The organism is Pseudactinotalea sp., assembly GCF_048594945.1.
GTDB lineage: Bacteria > Actinomycetota > Actinomycetes > Actinomycetales > Beutenbergiaceae > Pseudactinotalea.
Window position 1 is genome coordinate 1 of the sequence record NZ_JBMDXJ010000315.1, and the last position, 16,455, is coordinate 16,455.

The window sequence follows — 16,455 nt, forward strand, 5'->3', positions numbered from 1 at the left end:
TAACTCATCGGCCCTGGTGACCGTGGTGTGCTGGGTGCGCGCCATCTGGGCGAGGCCGGGGGCGCTGCAAGGGGGGGCTCGCACGGCGATGTCGGCGCGCAGCAGCCGGAGCATCTGCGGCCAGACCGGCGCGAGCAGCGACTCCCAGACCTCCAGCCAGGCATCGGCGATCATCGGTCGGGCGCGGTCCGGGTCCGCGATCAGCTCGCGGATCTCCTGCTGCCGGGCGCCGCTCGAGCGGAGCACCATCTTCTCGAGGTCGAACTGCAGTCGCTCGGTGGGCACCTCGCGCAGGCGCGCCAGCTCCTCGTCCGGGCTCATGTCACCGGACGGCGTCGCCGTCAGGAAATCCGGCATGTAGCCCTCGAGCCCGCAGATCATCGCCATCAGCCGAAGCGCCGGGCTGTGCGGCTGGTTCTGCACGCTGCGGAACCAGCCCCACTGCAACGGCGCCGTCTGCGGGCGGAAGAGCACACGCACCGCGTGCACCAGCTCATGACCTGGGGAGAGCCCGAAGCGGACCGCGCTGATGTCGCTCGAGCCCAGCCGGAACTCCACGATCTTTCGATCCACATCGAAAGGGTAGCCAGCCCGTGCGGCCCCGCGCAGAGTGGTGCCCACCAAAGCACAGCACCCAACGAGAGGACGAGCTCATGACCACCGCACCGATCTCCGCCGACAGCATCCGCGTCGGCGACAGCCGCACCCTCCGGTTCGAGGGGGAGGGCTACGGGTCCACCGTCTCGTTCTTCCTCGTCACCTCCGACCCTGGCCAGGGCCCGGGTCTGCACCGCCACCCCTACGACGAGACGTGGAGCGTGCTCGAGGGCGAGGCCACGATCGTCGTCGACGGCGAGAGCATGGTCGCCCGTGCGGGCGACACCGCCGTCGCGCCGGCGAACTCCTGGCACCGCTTCACCAACACCGGGACCGGCACCCTGCGCATCGTCTGCATCCACGCCTCCCCGGTGATGATCCAGGAGTTCGCCGAAGAGTCCTGACGGCGCCCCTTGCCCACCTGGGCACTCAAGTCGACCCAGATCCAGTTCACACAACACAGAGAGCGAGCAACTCCCATGACGCACTACTTCCTGACCATGCCGCACGACACCGCCGACGAACCGACCATGGAGTCGATGCAGGAGATGGATCCGGCCGAGCTCGAGGCCGCGATGGCCGCCGTAGGCCAGTTCAACGACGACCTCAACGCGGCGGGGGCGTTCGTGACCGCAGGCGGACTGCAGCCGCCATCGACCGCGATCACCGTGGATGCCACGGGCGCCGAGGCCAAGCGCATCCCGGGACCGTTCGTCGACGCGACCCAGTACGTTGGCGGGTTCTGGATCATCGAGGCCGCCGATGACGAGAGCGCGCTGCGCTGGGCGGAGCAGGCGTCCGCCGCGCTCGGCTCGCGGATCGAGGTCCGCGCGCTGCAGGAGGCGCCCGAGTGAGGTAGCCGACGGCACATGCGGCAGCGTGCATCGCTGGTCGCTCGATCGGCCGTCGTGTCACGTCACCGAGCAGCAGGTGTGATCTCAGCACACCTGCTGCTCGCCAGCGTGGGGGGCGACCCGTGGTGCTGCTCGGGTCAGGCGTCGAGCGGGCCCTGGTAGAGACCGACGACGGCGCCGGTGGGGTCCTCGATCGTCGCGGTGGCGTCTGCGTCCGGGCGGCCTTGACCGGCATGGACGCGCCCACCGGCCGCCCTTGCTGCCTCGGTCGTGGCGAGCACGGACTCAACGGCGTAATACGGGATCCAGGAGTAGGTCGCGCTGCTCAGGGCGTCCGCAGACGGCAGCTGGCGCACTCCACCGTTTCGCCGACCACCTGCGGCGGGCGTGCTGATCTCCCAGTAGCCGCCGCCAGCAGTGCGGTCGACTTGCTCGAAACTCCAACCGAACAGGTCCGCGTAGAACAGGAGCACACGCTCGGGCTCCGCGGTTCGTAGCTCGTTCCACGTCAGGCATCCGGACTCATTGACGCGGCCGGCCCCGATGTGGGCTCGAGGCTGCCAGACCCAGAACATGGCGCCTTCTGGATCGTTCAACACGGCGGTGCGCCCGGCGTCTGAGACGTCGTACGGACCTTCGACCACGGTTCCGCCGAGCTCCGTGGCTCTGGCGGCGGCAGCATCGGCATCGACGACGCTGACGTAGTTGTTCCAGTGCGGTGGGATCCCCTGTGCGTGTTCCTGGTCATCGAGGGGGTAGAGCGCCGCGACGTTCTGGTCGCCCTTGCGGGCCATCCAGAATCCGTCACCTGTGCGGTCGTCGTAGCCCCAGCCGAACAAGCCGCCGTAGTAGCTCTTCGCAGCATTGAGGTCCGGTGTCGAGTGGTTGGCCCAACAGAACGTTCCAGGCGCGTATCCGGTCCGGGTGCCCACAGGTCTCCTTCGATCGGAGTGATCAGCGTAACGAACGTGGGTTCCCGCACCTCTGCAGGGACGCCCAGCCGAGAACCGCCCAAGCCCTGCCCGGAGGATGAGTCATGTCAGCGGTCGCCGTCGCTCGCCCGCACGCAGCACCCATCGTGGCAGTCGTCCACTCTCCCGTCGGCGAGGCGTGCTCCGTTGGCGTGGGCCGTCGCTGCGACGACGGGCGTGCGCGCCGAGCTACTTCGGGTCACGAACCTTCACTCTCGGCACCCTCACCGAACCCGCGCAACGAACCCCCACAAACGACGTGAGTCGCGACCCCGTCTGTCAACGGTGTCGCGACTCAAGACATGCTGTGCGCAAGGGGGGAGTTGAACCCCCACGCCCTTTCGGGCACACGGACCTGAACCGTGCGCGTCTGCCTATTCCGCCACTTGCGCGTGGTGCTGGCTCCGCGCGGTTTCCTGCGCAGAACAGCGGGTAGCAGGGTAGCACGCGGCGGCGGGGCGACTCACGCCCGAGTCAGCTCGAGCGAGCGTGCAACAGAATCGACCCTCGATGCGCGCACGGCGCCGAAGCAACCGGTTGCCGCGGCATCGAGCGTGCGATCTGTTTCACGGCTCGCTGTGCAGCTCCGGGACCTCGCCGCCGGTGGCCTCCAGCGGCACCGCCCACGCATCGACCGTGTAGGGCGACCAGGAGCAGTGGGTGTTCTCGTCCTCCTTGTCGATCGTGACCACGAACTCCAGCGCGCCGGCCTCCAGCAGCACGAGGCTGTACTCCACGCACCTGTGGTAGCCGCCGATGACCAGCACGTTCTCGCTGAGGTCCACGTCGCGCAGCGGGTCCAGCTCGTCAGCACCATCCATGGCGTCGATCCACTCCTCGCGCTCCACGTCCGAGGTGATCAGCACGGTCTCGATCGGCATCGCGTCCTCGACCCAGCTGTCGGAGTCCGCCTGCGACCACGACCCGACCAGCTCACCCACCCGCTGATCGCCGGCCGACTCGCACGCCGCCAACACCATCGCGACCATCACCGCGAGCGCCGCACCCCACACCCGCGCACTCCTGTTGCCCATGGTTGAGTTCATACCCGGCCTGTGTCACCAGCGCGGCGTGGATGACGGCGCCCGGCCGGGGAGGACTGCCCACCCGCCTACCCTGACCCCGTGCGCCTGTGGTCTCTTCACCCCCGCTATCTCGACCGTGCCGGCCTGGTCGCGGGATGGCGCGAGGCGCTGCTCGCGCAGGCGGTGCTCGCCGGTCGCACGCACGGCTACACCCGCCACCCGCAGCTGGAGCGCTTCCGCGGGCACGACCAGCCGCAGCCCGCCATCGGCCGCTTCCTCGAGGGCCTCGCCGACGAAGCCGACAACCGCGGGTACCGCTTCGACCGCACCCGCATCCTCGAGCCCGGCCACCCTGTCGCTCCGATCGCCGTCACGGACGGTCAGCTCGACCTCGAGCGCGACCATCTTCTCGCCAAGCTCGACGTCCGCAACCCCTCGCTGGTCGCGCCGCTCGTCGAGCTGACCGTGCCGGAGCCACACCCGCTCTTCGCGGTGGTGCCAGGACCGGTTGCCGACTGGGAGCGCGCTGCTCCTACTCCGCCTGCTCGGTCGCGGTGAGCGCCTCGAGGAATGCGATGACGACGTCGCGCTCCTTCCGAGACATCGCCGCAGCGACCGCGAACCGGTGCGCGTGCTGACGGCCGACGCTCTGCCGCGCGTCGGCGCGCGTCGAATCGGTCACCGCGACCGTCAGCGCCCGCCGGTCGGTCGGGTGCGGTGAGCGCCGCACGTGACCACCACGCTCGAGCCGGTCGAGCATCTTGGTGGTCGACGCGCTCGAGATCCCTAGGTAGGTGGTGAGCGAACCCGGCGTCACCTGGAGCTCCTGGTTCCGCGCGGCGATCAGGTAGCGCAGTGCCCGCATGTCGGTGTCGTTGAGCCGCATGTAGCGCCGGGACGCCTCGCTCATCCGATCGGCCGCGTCGTGCCACCCACGCAGCGCGTTCATGACCTGCACGACCTGCTCGACATCAGCCTCGGACATGCCCGCACGAGCGACCAACTCGCCCTGGGGGTCGGTCAGCCGAGGATCGTGCATCGAGGCGGCAACCTCGTCCTCCGGCTTCTCCACGGCAACATGCTAGCCCGGCTAGTAATACTCGTGCTAGGTTCTTAACTTGCTTGGCAAGTATCTAGCCGGGAGAGATAGATGAGCGAGATTCCCACCGCCGTCCGTGAGCAGGTCGTCCTGCTCGACGACGGTGGCTCGCCCGTCGGTGTCGCCGACAAGTCCGAGGTCCATCACCGTGATACCCCCTTGCACCTCGCGTTCTCGTGCCATGTGCTCGACGGCGCAGGGCGCCTGCTCGTCACACGACGGGCCTTGTCCAAGCGCACCTGGCCAGGCGTCTGGACCAACTCGGTCTGCGGTCACCCCGCGCCGGGGGAGTCCCTGATCAACGCCGTCATCCGGCGAGCACGGACCGAGCTCGGCATCGCCGTGCACGACATCGAGGTCGCTGTTCCCGACTTCCGGTACCGCGCGGTCGATGACTCCGGCACGGTCGAGAACGAGGTCTGCCCCGTTCTGGTCGCCACCGCCGACGGCGATGAGCTGCGGCCCGATCCGACCGAGGTGATGGCCTACCGCTGGATCGAGCCCGGCGATCTCGCAGCTGCCCTTCACCTCACCCCGTGGGCCTTCAGCCCCTGGCTGACCGAGCACGCGCCCCAGCTGCCGCTGCTGGACGGCACGGCGGTGGCTCGATGAGCGCGCCGGCCCACGAGAACACGCTCACCGAAGCCGACACCCGCGCCGTCGCTGCCACGCTCGATCGCTACTTCGAGCGCCAGATCGCCCGCGCCGACCACTACGGGCAGACCTACCGCCGCCTGTGGGAGGCCACGCGTGACGCCGCGCGCGGCGGCAAGCGGCTCCGCCCTGCCCTGCTGCTGCTGGCCTACCGCCACCTGGCCGGTGAGACCGGCCCCCTACCGGCCGATGTCCTCGAGCTTGCTGCCGCGCTCGAGCTGCTGCACACCGCGTTCGTCATCCACGACGACGTGATCGACCACGACCTCGTGCGCCGCGGCCGCCCCAACGTCGCAGGCCGCGCGGTCGTCGAGGCCATCGATGCGGGCGCACGCTCCGAGTCCGCGTCCGGGTACGGGCAGGCCTCGGCCATCCTGGCCGGGGACCTGCTGATCAGCTCAGCCCACACGATGGTGGCCGGGCTACGGGCTCCGGCCTCCCGCCGCCGGGCGCTGCTCGAGCTGCTCGACGACTGCGTTCTGCGCACCGCGGCAGGCGAGCACGCCGATGTCTGGCTCGCCGTGGCGGCGGCACCGAGCGAGGAGACCGTGATCTCCGTCGTCGAGAACAAGACCGCCGGGTACTCGTTCGCGACACCGCTGCAAGCGGGCGCGATCTTGGCAGGCGCCCACGGTGACACCCTCGCCGGACTGGGCGAGGTCGGACACCACCTCGGCATCGCTTTTCAGCTGCGCGACGACGTGCTGGGCGTATTCGGCGACGAACACATCACCGGCAAGAGCGCGATCAGCGACCTGCGCGAGGGCAAGGAGACGCTGCTCGTCGCCTACGCGCGCCGGCATCCGCGCTGGCCGCGCGTGCAGCACCATTTCGGGCGTCGCGACCTCGACGAGCGCTCGGCGGACCAGCTGCGCCGCGCCATCCGCGACTCCGGCGCGCTCGCGCGCGTCGAACAACGCATCGACGCGGAGCTGGACCGTGCCCGCTCAACGATGCGCGCACTCGATGCCCCGCACCAGCTGTTCGCCTCCGTCATCGCGATCAGCGACACCGTGCGAACGCGGCAGCGATGACCGCGCTCGACCTCTACGACGCGGCTGCGCACCGCAGCGCCGCTCGCGTGATCAGCACCTACTCGACCTCGTTCGGGCTCGCCAGCCGATTGCTCGGGCGCCAGGTCCGCCAGCACGTCGTCGACATCTACGCACTGGTGCGGATCGCCGACGAGATCGTCGACGGCCCGGCCCAGCAGGCCGGCCTCGACGCCGCCGCCCGCCGGGACGCGCTCGACGCGCTCGAGAGGGAGGTCGAGCACGCACTCACGGGAGGCTTCAGCACCAACCTCGTGGTCCACGCGTTCGCCCGGACCGCACGCCGCACGGGATTCAGCGCCACTCTCACCCGCCCTTTCTTCGCCTCGATGCGGCGCGACCTCGAACCCGTGGAGCACCTGAGCGCGCACGAGTTCGACGCCTACGTGTACGGCTCCGCAGAGGTGATCGGACTGATGTGCCTGCACGCCTTCACGGCCGCCGAGCGCGCACCCCACGAGCTCCGCTCACGGCTCGCACCCGGCGCCCGTCACCTCGGCGCCGCGTTCCAGAAGATCAACTTCCTGCGCGACCTCGGCGAGGACTACGCCGAGCGCGGCCGCAGCTACTTCCCGGACGTCGACCCCAGCCGCCTCACCGAGACCGACAAGATTCGACTGCTCGACGACATCGACCACGACCTGCGCGTCGCACGCGTCGCCCTCGCGCACCTGCCCCGCTCCAGCCGACACGCTGTCGCCGCCGCGCACGCGCTGTTCACCGAGCTGGCACGAACGCTGCGGGCCACCCCGGCGGACCGGCTCGTGCAGGCGCGCGTGCGCATCGCGGACCACCGCAAGGTCGTGATCGTCGCCAGCAGCGCGTTCAGCAAGCCCCGGGTGCGCGCATGAAGATCGCGATCATCGGGGGCGGGATCACCGGCCTGAGCACGGCCGCGCTGCTCGCCGCCGACGGCCACGACGTCGAGCTGTTCGAGGCCCGCGACGCCCTCGGCGGCCGTGCCGGCTCGTGGGCCTTCGAGGGCTTCCGATTCGACACCGGCCCGTCGTGGTTCCTCATGCCCGAGGTGTTCGAGCACTTCTACCGGCTGCTCGGCACCACCACCGCCGACCAGCTCGACCTCGTCCGCCTGGACCCCGGGTACCGGGTGTTCTTCGAGAGCGGCGCCGGCCAGCTCGACCTCGGCTCCGACCGCGAGTGCTCACTGGCTGCGTTCGAGCAGGTCGAGCCCGGCAGCCGCGCGCGCATGGAGCGCTACCTCGACTCCGCTCGCGAGACCTACCGCCTCGCGCTCGACCACTTTCTCTACGACGACTTCGCCTCGCCGCGAGGTCTGCTGCGCTGGCCCGAGCTGCGCCGCGCGCACCGCCTGCTGAGGCTGCTCACCGAGCCACTCGCCGCTCGCGCCGCCCGCACGGTCACCGACCCGCGCCTGCAGCCGGTCCTCGGCTACCCCGCCGTGTTCCTGGGCACCTCGCCCTACCGCGCGCCGAGCATGTACCACCTCATGAGTCACCTCGACCTCGAGGATGGCGTCTTCTACCCGATGGGCGGGTTCACGGCGGTGGTCGAGGACCTGGCTCGCCTCGCCGAGGCACGTGGCGCCGTGCTGCGCACGGGTGCACCGGTCGGCCGGATCACGGTGTCCGACGGCGTCGCGACCGGTCTCGACGTGAGCGACGGCTCGAGCGGGACTCGCCACGTGCGTGCCGACATCGTCGTCTCGGCCGCCGACCTGCACCACACCGAGCAGCGGCTCCTGGCGCCCGAGCACCGCACTCGCAGCGAGGCCTCCTGGCGACGGGCCGATCCCGGCCCCTCGGCGGTGCTGGCGATGCTCGGCGTGCGCGGGGCGCTGCCGCGGCTGCCGCACCACTCACTGGCCTTCACCAACGACTGGCGAGAGAACTTCGGAGCGATCGAGGCGGGTCGGGTACCCGATCCGGCGTCGGTCTACGTGTGCCGGCCGAGCGCCACCGACAGGGGCGTTGCCCCAGCAGGCCACGAGAACCTGTTCGTGCTCGTCCCGGTGCCGGCGGACACCGGCCTCGGACACGGCGGCATCGGCGGGGCCGGTGATCCGCGCGTCGAGCAGATCGCCGACGCCGCGATCGCGAACCTCGCCACCTGGACGGGTGAGCGCGATCTCGCCGACCGGGTGGTGCTGCGGCGCACCGTGGGGCCGGCAGATTTCGCCGACGACCTCGGCTCCTGGCGCGGCTCGGCCCTCGGGCCGGCGCATGTGCTGCGGCAGAGCGCGTTCCTGCGCGGCCGGATCGACAACCCGAAGGTGCGCGGGCTGCTGCACGCGGGCGCCACCACGATCCCCGGCATCGGCGTGCCGATGTGCCTGATCAGCGCCGAGCTGATCGCCAAGCGGGTGCGTGGCCAGCGTGGAGGCGGTCGCCTGCCCGAGCCTGCCCGCTCGTCCGTGCGGGTGGGCGGCACCGGATGAGCATCGCCTATCTGCTGGTGCTGGTGGTGCTGCTGGGGTGCATGGCGCTCATCGATCACCGGTGGCGGCTGGTCTTCTGGCATGACGCGCGCCGCGCCGCCCTGACGATGGCGATCGGACTCGCGTTCTTCGTGGTGTGGGACCTCGCGGGCATCGGTCTGGGGATCTTCTTCCGCGCCGAGAACGACCTGATGACCGGCATCCTGCTCGCACCCGAGCTGCCGCTCGAGGAGATCTTCTTCCTCGCGTTCCTCTGCTACCAGACGCTCGTGCTCTACACGCTCGCACGGCGGCTGCTCGGGCGCAGGGAGGCGTCGTGACCTATCTGCTGCTGTGTGCGGCGTTCGTCGGCGTGGCCGCGGCGGTCGCGGTGGCCGCGGTGCGGCACCGGCGAGGTGGCGGTCGAGGCCACCTGCGCGCCCTGGTGATGACCGCCGTCGTGCTCGTGGCACTGACGGCGATCTTCGACAACGTGATGATCGCCGCGGGGCTGTTCGACTACGCCGATGCCCAGATCTCCGGCATCCGGATCGGGTTGGCGCCGATCGAGGACTTCGCCTACCCGCTGGCAGGCGTGCTGCTCCTGACGGCAGCATGGAACCTCCTCGACCGCGGCGAGCGGTCATGACGGCGACCCGCACACCGGCCACGGCCGCCCGACTGCTGCTGGCCTCGCGGCCGCTGAGCTGGATCAACACCGCCTATCCGTTCGCCGCCGCGTACCTGTTGACCACGCGTGAGATCGACCTCGCGCTGGTGGTCGGCACGCTGTTCTTCCTCATCCCCTACAACCTGGCGATGTATGGGATCAACGACGTGTTCGACCACGCCTCCGATGCCGCCAACCCCCGCAAGGGCGGCGCTGAGGGTGCCCTGCTGGACCCGAGCGTGCATCGCGTCACCCTGCGGGTCGCGGTGCTGCTCGCGCTCCCTTTCGTGGCGGTGCTCGTGACCCTGGGGGGTCCGGCATCGTGGTTGGTGCTCGGCGTCAGCCTGTTCGCGGTGGCCGCCTACTCGGTGCCGGTGCTGCGGTTCAAGGAGCGGCCGTTCCTGGACTCGCTGACGTCCTCGACGCACTTCGTCAGCCCCGCCGTCTACGGCTTCGCGCTGGCCGGCGCGGCCTTCACGCCGACCCAGCTGACCGTGCTGGCCGCGTTCTTGGCCTGGGGCGTCGCAGCGCACGCGTTCGGCGCGGTGCAGGACGTGGTGCCCGACCGGGCCGGCGACATCGCTTCGGTCGCCACCGTGCTGGGTGCCGCGCGCACGGTCCGATTCGCGCTGTCGATGTGGGTGTGTGCAGCCGTGCTGATGCTCACCACTCCGTGGCCCGGCCCGTTGGCCGCCCTGCTCGTGGCGCCGTATCTGCTGGCCGCCGCACCGTACGTGCGCCTCAGCGACGCCGACTCCTACCGCGCCAACGCCGGCTGGCGCCGGTTCCTCGCCATCAACTACGCCGTCGGGTTCCTCGTGACGATGCTCCTGATCTGGGTGACCCTCTTCCCCTGATCGAGCGCGGCCGTCGAGATCGTGGTTCCCGGCCAGAGACCAACCTGATGCACCGGCGAGCGCGTCCGCGTAACGTCGAGACATGAAGGTCGCCGAACAGCTCATCGCCCAGCTCCAGGCCGCCGGGGTGCGGCGCATCTACGGGATCGTGGGGGACAGCCTCAACCCGATCGTCGACGCCGTCCGCCGCACCGGAGGTTCCGCGAAGGGCGGGATCGACTGGATCCACACCCGCCACGAGGAGGCCGCGGCCCTCGCAGCCGCCGCAGACGCCCAGCTCACCGGCGAGCTCGCGGTATGCGCGGGATCGTGCGGGCCCGGCAACCTCCACCTCATCAACGGCCTCTACGACGCCAACCGCACCGGCGCGCCGGTCCTGGCCATCGCGAGCCACATCCCCAGCGGTCAGATCGGTCAGGGGTACTTCCAGGAGACCCACCCGGACCGGCTGTTCACCGAGTGCTCGGTCTACTCCGAGCTCATCAGCACCACCGACCAGGCCCCACGCGTGGTGCACGCCGCGATCACGCACGCGCTCGCCCGCAGCGGGGTCGCCGTGGTCACCCTCCCTGGGGATATCGCCGACGAGCGCACGACGGCGGACGCTCCGCCGTTCTGCCGGGTCACCAAGGGCGTCCTGTCGCCGGACCCGGAGGCGCTGCGCGCCCTCGCCGAGGCCATCGACGACGCCAAGAAGGTCGCCCTGTTCGTGGGCCACGGCGTGGCCGGCGCGCACGATCTGGTGATCGAGCTCGCCGAGAAGGTCAAGGCGCCGATCGGGCACAGCCTGCGCGGCAAGGACCTGATCCAGTACGAGAACCCGTTCGACGTGGGCATGACCGGGCTGCTGGGCTACGGCGCCGCAGCGGCCGGCCTCGAGGACGCCGACCTCATCGTGCTGCTCGGCACCGACTTCCCCTACGACCAGTTCCTCCCCGACGTGCGCACGGCCCAGGTCGACGCCGATGCCGCCGTGATCGGCCGCCGCACCACGGTGGACGTGGCGGTCAACGCCGACGTCGAGCCCACGCTGCAGGCGCTGCTGCCGCTCATCAAGGAGAAGAGCAACCGCCGCTACCTGGACAAGATGCTCGACAAGCACGACAAGCTCATGAACGATGCCGTGGGCGCCTACACCAAGGACGTCGAGCACCTGCGCCCGATCCACCCCGAGTACGCGGCGTCGATCCTCGACCAGGTGGCGAGCGATGACGCGATCGTGACCGCCGATACCGGCATGGGCAACGTGTGGACCGCCCGGTATCTCAATCCGAATGGTCGACGGCGTCTGATCGGGTCGTTCAAGCACGGCACCATGGCCAATGCCATGCCTCATGCGATCGGCGCCCAGTTCGCCTACCCGGAGCGGCAGGTGATCGCGGTCAGCGGCGACGGTGGGCTCTCGATGCTGCTCGGCGACCTGCTGACGACCGTGATGTACGACCTCCCGCTCACCGTGGTGGTGTTCAACAACTCCACGCTCGGGATGGTCAAGCTCGAGATGCTCGTGGACAAGCTGCCCGACTTCGGTGTGGACGTGCCCGCCGTCGACTACGCCGCGATCGGCGCGGCGATGGGCATGCAGACGCGCAGGGTGGAGGACCCCACCGAGCTGCAGGCAGCGTTCGCCGAGGCGTTCGCACACCGTGGCCCCTCGTTGGTGGACGTGGTCACCGACCCCAACGCCCTGTCGATCCCGCCGAAGGTCACCCGCGACCAGGTGTTCGGTTTCGCCACCGCGATCAGCAAGATCGTGCTCAACGGCGGCGCGGGCGAAGCGGTCTCGATGGCCCGCTCCAACCTCCGCAACATCCCGCGCGGCTGAGTCCGGCCCTCCCCAGCCCCCAAGCTCCCCGAAAGGGCACAACCGTGTCGGCTGGGTGGGGCAGGCCATGCCCTGCGGACAGGTTTGGGCCCTCTCGGTGGAGGTGGCGGCCCGGTGGGCGTGTGAGGTGGACCGCATCCGCTCCGCGCGCCGGGCGTGAACCGCGCGGATTCGCCGCATACCATGAGTGTGCACACGTGTGCGCGGTGACCACGCGGGCACCTCGACCAGGAAGGAGGGGCGCCGGATGGGAGTTCTCGACAGGTTCGAGAAGGGGGTCGAGCGTGCCCTCAGCAGCACGTTCTCCAAGGCGTTCAAGCCAGACCTGAAGCCGGTGGACATCTCGGCGGCGATCCGGCGCGACATGGATGAACGCACAGCTGCGCTCTCACGCGGCCGCACCGTGGTGCCCAACACGTTCACGGTGGAGCTCGGCCCCACCGAGTTCGATCAGATCCAGGACTGGGGCGCGGACGCGCTCGCCGAGGAGATGGTCGCCGCCGCTGAGGACCACGCGCGCGAGCAGGGGTACGTGTTCGTGGGTCCGGTCGAGGTGACCTTCACCGAGACCGAGGAGCCCACCGGCAAGTTCCGGGTGCGCTCGTCCTCGCGCCGCGGCGCCGTGGCTCCCGCCACCGGCGGCGCTCCGAGCCGCCGTCACCCGATCCTCGACATCGACGGTCAGCGCTACCTGTTGACCGGCCCGGTCACGGTGATCGGTCGCGGCAGCGAGGCCGACATCGTGGTCGACGACACCGGCGTCTCCCGCCGCCACCTCGAGATCCGCGTCACGCCCGATGGCGTGATCGCCTCCGACATGGGCTCGACGAACGGCACGTACGTGGAGGGCCACCGGGTGCCGGCCGCCACGCTCGTGGACGGCAACACCCTCACCATCGGACGCACCCGCATCCTGTTCTGGACCGGCAGCGACGAGTCGGAGTGAGGATCAGTTGAGCGAGCTTGTCGTCACGCTGATCCGGCTGGGCTACCTGGTGCTGCTGTGGCTCCTGGTCCTCGCCTCGATCGGCGTGCTCCGCCGCGATGTCTCAGGCACGCGCGTGCTCGCGCGCGGCACCCTCACCGGTCGGTCGGCTGCCAAGGCGAACGACGGCGGAGCGGCGCCTGGTCGGGGATCTCGCGGCAAGCGCGGGGCCCCCACCCGCCTGGTGGTCACCGGTGGTCCGCTCAACGGGACCACGTTGCGTCTGGGTGAGAACTCGATCCTGCTGGGTCGTGCCGCCTCCTCGACCCTGGTGCTCGACGACGACTACTCCTCCACCCGGCACGCGCGCATCTTCCCCGCCGAGGGCGGCTGGTACGTGGAAGACCTCGGCTCGACGAACGGGACCTGGCTGGGCACCGAGCAGGTCGATGGACCCACGCCCGTGCCGGTGGGCACGCCCATCCGGGTGGGGCAGACCGTGCTCGAGCTCCGGCGTTAGCCCATGACCGTGACCCTTCACTACGCGGCGCGATCCGACGTGGGCCTCGTCCGTGAGAACAACCAGGACTCCGGCTACGCGGGCCCGCAGCTGCTCGTGCTCGCCGACGGGATGGGCGGCGCGGCGGCGGGTGACGTGGCGTCGTCGGTCGCGGTGGCGCACCTCGCTCCGCTCGACGGCGATGAGCACTCCTCCGACGAGCTGTTGGACCTGCTGCGTGCGGGTGTGGCGGACGCCCACGCCGACCTCCTCGACTACGCGCGGGAACGCCCCGCGAACGCGGGCCTCGGCACCACCGTGATCGCGCTGCTGCGCACCGGTGCAACGGCGGCGATGGTGCACATCGGCGATTCCCGCGCCTATCTGATGCGTGACGGGCAGATGCACCAGGTCACGCACGACCACACGTTCGTGCAGCACCTCGTGGACACCGGTCAGCTCACCGACGACGAGGCCGAGAGCCACCCGCAGCGCTCGGTGCTGCTGCGCGTGCTGGGCGACTCGGGTGCGGCGATCGAGCTGGACGAATCGGTGCGTGAGCTGCACGACGGCGACCGGTGGCTGTTGTGCTCGGACGGCCTGTCCTCGTACGTGTCGGCCGAGACGATCGCGGACGTGCTCGCGGAGGTCGCCGATCCGGGCGCCTGCGCCGACGACCTCGTGCAGCTCGCGCTGCGGGCCGGCGGCCAGGACAACATCACGGTGATCGTGGCCGACGTGGCCAAGGACGTCACCGACCCGGGCCATCTCCCCGAGACCACGCCGCAGGTGGTCGGCGCGGCGGCGATCGACCGCAAGGCACCGACCCGAGGCGGCGACTCCCCGGCCGCCCGTGCGGCCGCACTGACCGCGAGCGCCCGCAAGGATGCGCCCCGCCAGCTGATTCGCGACAGCGCCGAGGACGACGACGAGGAGACCGAGCTCGACCTCGACGCCCCGCCGCGCCGGCGGCCGATCTTCACGGTCGTCGCGATCGTGGTGGCGTTGTTGCTGCTGGCCGGTGCGGGCACGCTGGGCTACCGCTGGACCCAGTCGCAGTTCTACGTGGCACCCGACGACGCCGGGATGGTCGCGATCTATCGCGGTGTGCCGCAGGAGCTCGGGCCGTTGACGCTCTCGAGCGTCGAGGAGGTCTCGCAGATCGAGGTCGCGGCCCTGCCGCCGTTCGTGCAGGCCCGCGTGCAGTCGGGCATCGCGGCGGCCAGCCTGGAGGCTGCGCGCGCGACCGTCGCAGGGCTCGCCGACGACCTGCCCACCACCGAGGAGTCTGTGGAGCCCGAGGATCCCACGGACGGGACCACCTCGCCGGCGACGGACGAGACCGAGGAGGCCTCGCCGTCGGACGAGGCCTCGGAGACCGGCTGATGGCGACCGTCGCGCCTCCTTCGCGCCCCCGCGCCGGCCGCAACAGCGAGCTGGGGCTGCTCGCGATCGCGCTCGCCGTGGGCGTGGCCGCGTACGCGATCGTGGGACTGAACCTCGACGGCGCAGTGCCGGGTGATCTCGTGCGTCACGTCGGGGTGCTGGTCGCGCTCACCGTGGTGCTGCACCTGGTCATGCGGTGGCGTGCGCCGAACGCCGACCCCGTGATGCTGCCGGTGGTGGCGGGCCTGAACGGGCTCGGGCTCGCGATGATCTACCGGATCGACCAGCCGCTCGCCGAGCGCGGTCTGCGATCGGGCTTCGCCGAGCGGCAGCTGATGTGGACGATCATCGGGATCGTGCTGGCGACCGCGGTGCTGGTGCTGCTGCGCGACCACCGCACGTTGCGGCGCTACCCGTTCCTGGCGATGGTCGTCGGCCTCGGGCTGCTGTGCCTGCCGATGCTGCCGGTCATCGGGCAGACGATCAACGGCGCGCGGCTGTGGATCAACGTGGCGGGCTTCTCGTTCCAGCCGGCCGAGCTCGCCAAGATCCTGCTGGCGATCTTCTTCGCCGGGTACTTCGTGACCCGGCGCGACGCGTTGACACTGGCGGGCAACAAGATGCTCGGGATGCAGCTGCCGCGGTTCGCGGACCTGGCGCCGATCGTGGTGATCTGGGTCGTCAGCGTGGGCGTGCTGGTGCTCGAGCGCGACCTGGGCACCTCGCTGCTGTTTTTCGGCCTGTTCGTGGCGATGCTGTACGTGGCCACGGAGAAGGTCAGCTGGATCATCATCGGGCTGCTGCTCGTGGGCGTGGGCGTGGTGTTTGCCTACTCGACCTTCGACTACGTGGCCGCCCGCTTCGACGTGTGGCTGCACGCGCTCGACCCCGAGATCTTCAACCGCGACCCCGGCGGCTCCGGACAGCTGGTGCGCGGCCTGTTCGGCCTCGCGGCCGGCGGCCTGATGGGCACCGGCCTGGGGCTGGGGCATCCGGACCTGGTGCCGTACGCGAACTCGGACTTCATCGTGGCGAGCCTGGGCGAGGAGCTCGGCCTCACGGGCCTGGTCGCGGTGCTGATGCTCTACCTGGTGCTCGCCCAGCGCGGGCTGCGGGCCGCCATCGGCGTGCGCGACGGCTTCGGCAAGCTGCTGGCCTCGGGCTTCGCGTTCGTGATCGCGTTCCAGGTGTTCGTGGTGGTGGGCGGGGTCACCCGCCTGATCCCGCTGACCGGCCTGACGATGCCGTTCATGGCGGCGGGCGGCTCCTCGCTGGTGGCCAACTGGATCATCGTGGCGATCCTGCTCCGCATCTCCGACGCGGCCCGCCGCCCCGCCCCGGTGGGCGCCGGCAGCGTCGTGGGCAACGAGACCGCCCTCATCGCCCTCGGCGACATCGCCCCTGCCGACCCCCTTCCACCCGCCCCCGCGCGCCAATCCGCCTTCGGCTGGGAGAACGTCCAGGACGACGACACCTTCGCCAGCAACCAGACCGAGTACATCGGCACCCGTGAAGAGTTGGCCACCAACGCCGTCGGCCATGAATCAGACGCACCCACAGACACAGGTGACAGAGAAGGCGGGTCGGGAGTCTCTCGCGCGGGACTGGATGGGCCTGGCGGGACTGAGCGAGGAACGAGCGAAGGA

General features: G+C 70.4%; 18 protein-coding genes, 1 tRNA gene and 1 pseudogene. 15 read left to right on the forward strand and 5 right to left on the reverse strand.

Annotation, left to right across the window (positions count from 1 at the left end):
* Positions 1-573 (reverse strand): annotated as a pseudogene (locus ACOJSN_RS13970) (transcriptional regulator); the annotation flags it as partial.
* Between the two features lie 80 nt (positions 574-653).
* Between ACOJSN_RS13970 and ACOJSN_RS13975 the strand changes: the two are divergent.
* Together ACOJSN_RS13975 and ACOJSN_RS13980 are read left to right on the forward strand one after the other, a co-directional pair.
* Positions 654-1,001, forward strand: coding sequence for a cupin domain-containing protein (locus ACOJSN_RS13975; RefSeq protein ID WP_420113108.1), 348 nt, complete (start codon positions 654-656; stop codon positions 999-1,001).
* Between the two features lie 75 nt (positions 1,002-1,076).
* A complete protein-coding gene (locus ACOJSN_RS13980) occupies positions 1,077-1,451 on the forward strand; it encodes a YciI family protein (protein ID WP_420113109.1) in 375 nt (124 codons plus the stop codon).
* A gap of 137 nt (positions 1,452-1,588) precedes the next feature.
* On the opposite strand, the gene ACOJSN_RS13985 is transcribed toward ACOJSN_RS13980, so the two are convergent.
* The 3 genes from ACOJSN_RS13985 to ACOJSN_RS13995 all read right to left on the reverse strand — a co-directional run bounded on the left by ACOJSN_RS13985 (position 1,589) and on the right by ACOJSN_RS13995 (position 3,456).
* Positions 1,589-2,383, reverse strand: coding sequence for a VOC family protein (locus ACOJSN_RS13985; RefSeq protein WP_420113110.1), 795 nt, complete (start codon positions 2,381-2,383; stop codon positions 1,589-1,591).
* Positions 2,384-2,730: 347 nt separating this feature from the next.
* Positions 2,731-2,814: transfer RNA gene (locus ACOJSN_RS13990), tRNA-Leu, on the reverse strand.
* Positions 2,815-2,988: 174 nt separating this feature from the next.
* The gene (locus tag ACOJSN_RS13995; RefSeq protein WP_420113111.1) at positions 2,989-3,456 is read right to left on the reverse strand and encodes a hypothetical protein; all 468 of its coding nucleotides are present in this window, start codon (positions 3,454-3,456) and stop codon (positions 2,989-2,991) included.
* A 90-nt stretch (positions 3,457-3,546) separates the two neighbouring features.
* On the opposite strand from ACOJSN_RS13995, the gene ACOJSN_RS14000 reads away from it, so the two are divergent.
* A complete protein-coding gene (locus ACOJSN_RS14000) occupies positions 3,547-4,005 on the forward strand; it encodes a pyrimidine dimer DNA glycosylase/endonuclease V (RefSeq protein WP_420113112.1) in 459 nt (152 codons plus the stop codon).
* On the opposite strand, the gene ACOJSN_RS14005 is transcribed toward ACOJSN_RS14000, so the two are convergent.
* Positions 3,980-4,519 (reverse strand): MarR family winged helix-turn-helix transcriptional regulator, encoded by a 540-nt coding sequence (locus ACOJSN_RS14005; RefSeq protein ID WP_420113113.1) that lies wholly within the window; start codon positions 4,517-4,519, stop codon positions 3,980-3,982. The genes ACOJSN_RS14000 and ACOJSN_RS14005 overlap by 26 nt on opposite strands.
* Positions 4,520-4,597: 78 nt before the next feature.
* Here ACOJSN_RS14005 and idi point away from each other — a divergent pair, with 78 nt between their 5' ends.
* The 12 genes from idi to ACOJSN_RS14065 all read left to right on the forward strand — a co-directional run.
* Positions 4,598-5,158 (forward strand): isopentenyl-diphosphate Delta-isomerase, encoded by a 561-nt coding sequence (gene idi / locus ACOJSN_RS14010; RefSeq protein ID WP_420113114.1) that lies wholly within the window; start codon positions 4,598-4,600, stop codon positions 5,156-5,158.
* Positions 5,155-6,234, forward strand: a complete 1,080-nt coding sequence (locus ACOJSN_RS14015; RefSeq protein ID WP_420113115.1) for a polyprenyl synthetase family protein — start codon at positions 5,155-5,157, stop codon at positions 6,232-6,234. The genes idi and ACOJSN_RS14015 overlap by 4 nt, the downstream gene beginning before the upstream one ends.
* Complete coding sequence (locus tag ACOJSN_RS14020) at positions 6,231-7,103, forward strand: phytoene/squalene synthase family protein (protein ID WP_420113116.1); 873 nt, start codon at positions 6,231-6,233, stop codon at positions 7,101-7,103. The genes ACOJSN_RS14015 and ACOJSN_RS14020 overlap by 4 nt, the downstream gene beginning before the upstream one ends.
* A complete protein-coding gene (crtI, locus tag ACOJSN_RS14025) occupies positions 7,100-8,668 on the forward strand; it encodes a phytoene desaturase family protein (protein ID WP_420113117.1) in 1,569 nt (522 codons plus the stop codon). Before ACOJSN_RS14020 ends, crtI begins: the two co-directional genes overlap by 4 nt.
* Positions 8,665-8,988: a lycopene cyclase domain-containing protein gene (locus tag ACOJSN_RS14030; RefSeq protein ID WP_420113118.1), complete on the forward strand. Its 324-nt coding sequence runs from the start codon at positions 8,665-8,667 to the stop codon at positions 8,986-8,988. Before crtI ends, ACOJSN_RS14030 begins: the two co-directional genes overlap by 4 nt.
* Complete coding sequence (locus ACOJSN_RS14035) at positions 8,985-9,296, forward strand: lycopene cyclase domain-containing protein (protein ID WP_420113119.1); 312 nt, start codon at positions 8,985-8,987, stop codon at positions 9,294-9,296. The genes ACOJSN_RS14030 and ACOJSN_RS14035 overlap by 4 nt, the downstream gene beginning before the upstream one ends.
* The gene (locus ACOJSN_RS14040) at positions 9,293-10,174 is read left to right on the forward strand and encodes a prenyltransferase (RefSeq protein WP_420113120.1); all 882 of its coding nucleotides are present in this window, start codon (positions 9,293-9,295) and stop codon (positions 10,172-10,174) included. Before ACOJSN_RS14035 ends, ACOJSN_RS14040 begins: the two co-directional genes overlap by 4 nt.
* An 82-nt stretch (positions 10,175-10,256) precedes the next feature.
* A complete protein-coding gene (locus tag ACOJSN_RS14045) occupies positions 10,257-11,999 on the forward strand; it encodes a pyruvate dehydrogenase (protein WP_420113121.1) in 1,743 nt (580 codons plus the stop codon).
* Positions 12,000-12,246: 247 nt separating this feature from the next.
* A complete protein-coding gene (locus ACOJSN_RS14050; RefSeq protein ID WP_420113122.1) occupies positions 12,247-12,945 on the forward strand; it encodes an FhaA domain-containing protein in 699 nt (232 codons plus the stop codon).
* Between the two features lie 7 nt (positions 12,946-12,952).
* Positions 12,953-13,444 carry an FHA domain-containing protein FhaB/FipA gene (locus ACOJSN_RS14055; protein WP_420113123.1) on the forward strand — a complete coding sequence of 164 codons (492 nt, stop codon included), beginning with the start codon at positions 12,953-12,955 and terminating at the stop codon, positions 13,442-13,444.
* A gap of 3 nt (positions 13,445-13,447) precedes the next feature.
* Positions 13,448-14,809, forward strand: a complete 1,362-nt coding sequence (locus ACOJSN_RS14060; protein ID WP_420113124.1) for a PP2C family protein-serine/threonine phosphatase — start codon at positions 13,448-13,450, stop codon at positions 14,807-14,809.
* Positions 14,809-16,455, forward strand: a 1,647-nt coding sequence (locus tag ACOJSN_RS14065; RefSeq protein WP_420113125.1) for an FtsW/RodA/SpoVE family cell cycle protein, incomplete at its 3' end; no start/stop codon positions are given. The genes ACOJSN_RS14060 and ACOJSN_RS14065, both read left to right, overlap by 1 nt.

Coding starts and splice junctions, on each gene's coding strand:
- idi (WP_420113114.1), top strand. CDS start 4,598: ATGAGCGAGATTCCCACCGCCGTCCGTGAGCAGGTCGTCCTGCTCGAC.
- ACOJSN_RS14030 (WP_420113118.1), top strand. CDS start 8,665: ATGAGCATCGCCTATCTGCTGGTGCTGGTGGTGCTGCTGGGGTGCATG.
- ACOJSN_RS14015 (WP_420113115.1), top strand. CDS start 5,155: ATGAGCGCGCCGGCCCACGAGAACACGCTCACCGAAGCCGACACCCGC.
- ACOJSN_RS13995 (WP_420113111.1), bottom strand. CDS start 3,456: ATGGGCAACAGGAGTGCGCGGGTGTGGGGTGCGGCGCTCGCGGTGATG.
- ACOJSN_RS14045 (WP_420113121.1), top strand. CDS start 10,257: ATGAAGGTCGCCGAACAGCTCATCGCCCAGCTCCAGGCCGCCGGGGTG.
- crtI (WP_420113117.1), top strand. CDS start 7,100: ATGAAGATCGCGATCATCGGGGGCGGGATCACCGGCCTGAGCACGGCC.
- ACOJSN_RS14050 (WP_420113122.1), top strand. CDS start 12,247: ATGGGAGTTCTCGACAGGTTCGAGAAGGGGGTCGAGCGTGCCCTCAGC.
- ACOJSN_RS13980 (WP_420113109.1), top strand. CDS start 1,077: ATGACGCACTACTTCCTGACCATGCCGCACGACACCGCCGACGAACCG.
- ACOJSN_RS13975 (WP_420113108.1), top strand. CDS start 654: ATGACCACCGCACCGATCTCCGCCGACAGCATCCGCGTCGGCGACAGC.
- ACOJSN_RS14060 (WP_420113124.1), top strand. CDS start 13,448: ATGACCGTGACCCTTCACTACGCGGCGCGATCCGACGTGGGCCTCGTC.
- ACOJSN_RS14020 (WP_420113116.1), top strand. CDS start 6,231: ATGACCGCGCTCGACCTCTACGACGCGGCTGCGCACCGCAGCGCCGCT.
- ACOJSN_RS14040 (WP_420113120.1), top strand. CDS start 9,293: ATGACGGCGACCCGCACACCGGCCACGGCCGCCCGACTGCTGCTGGCC.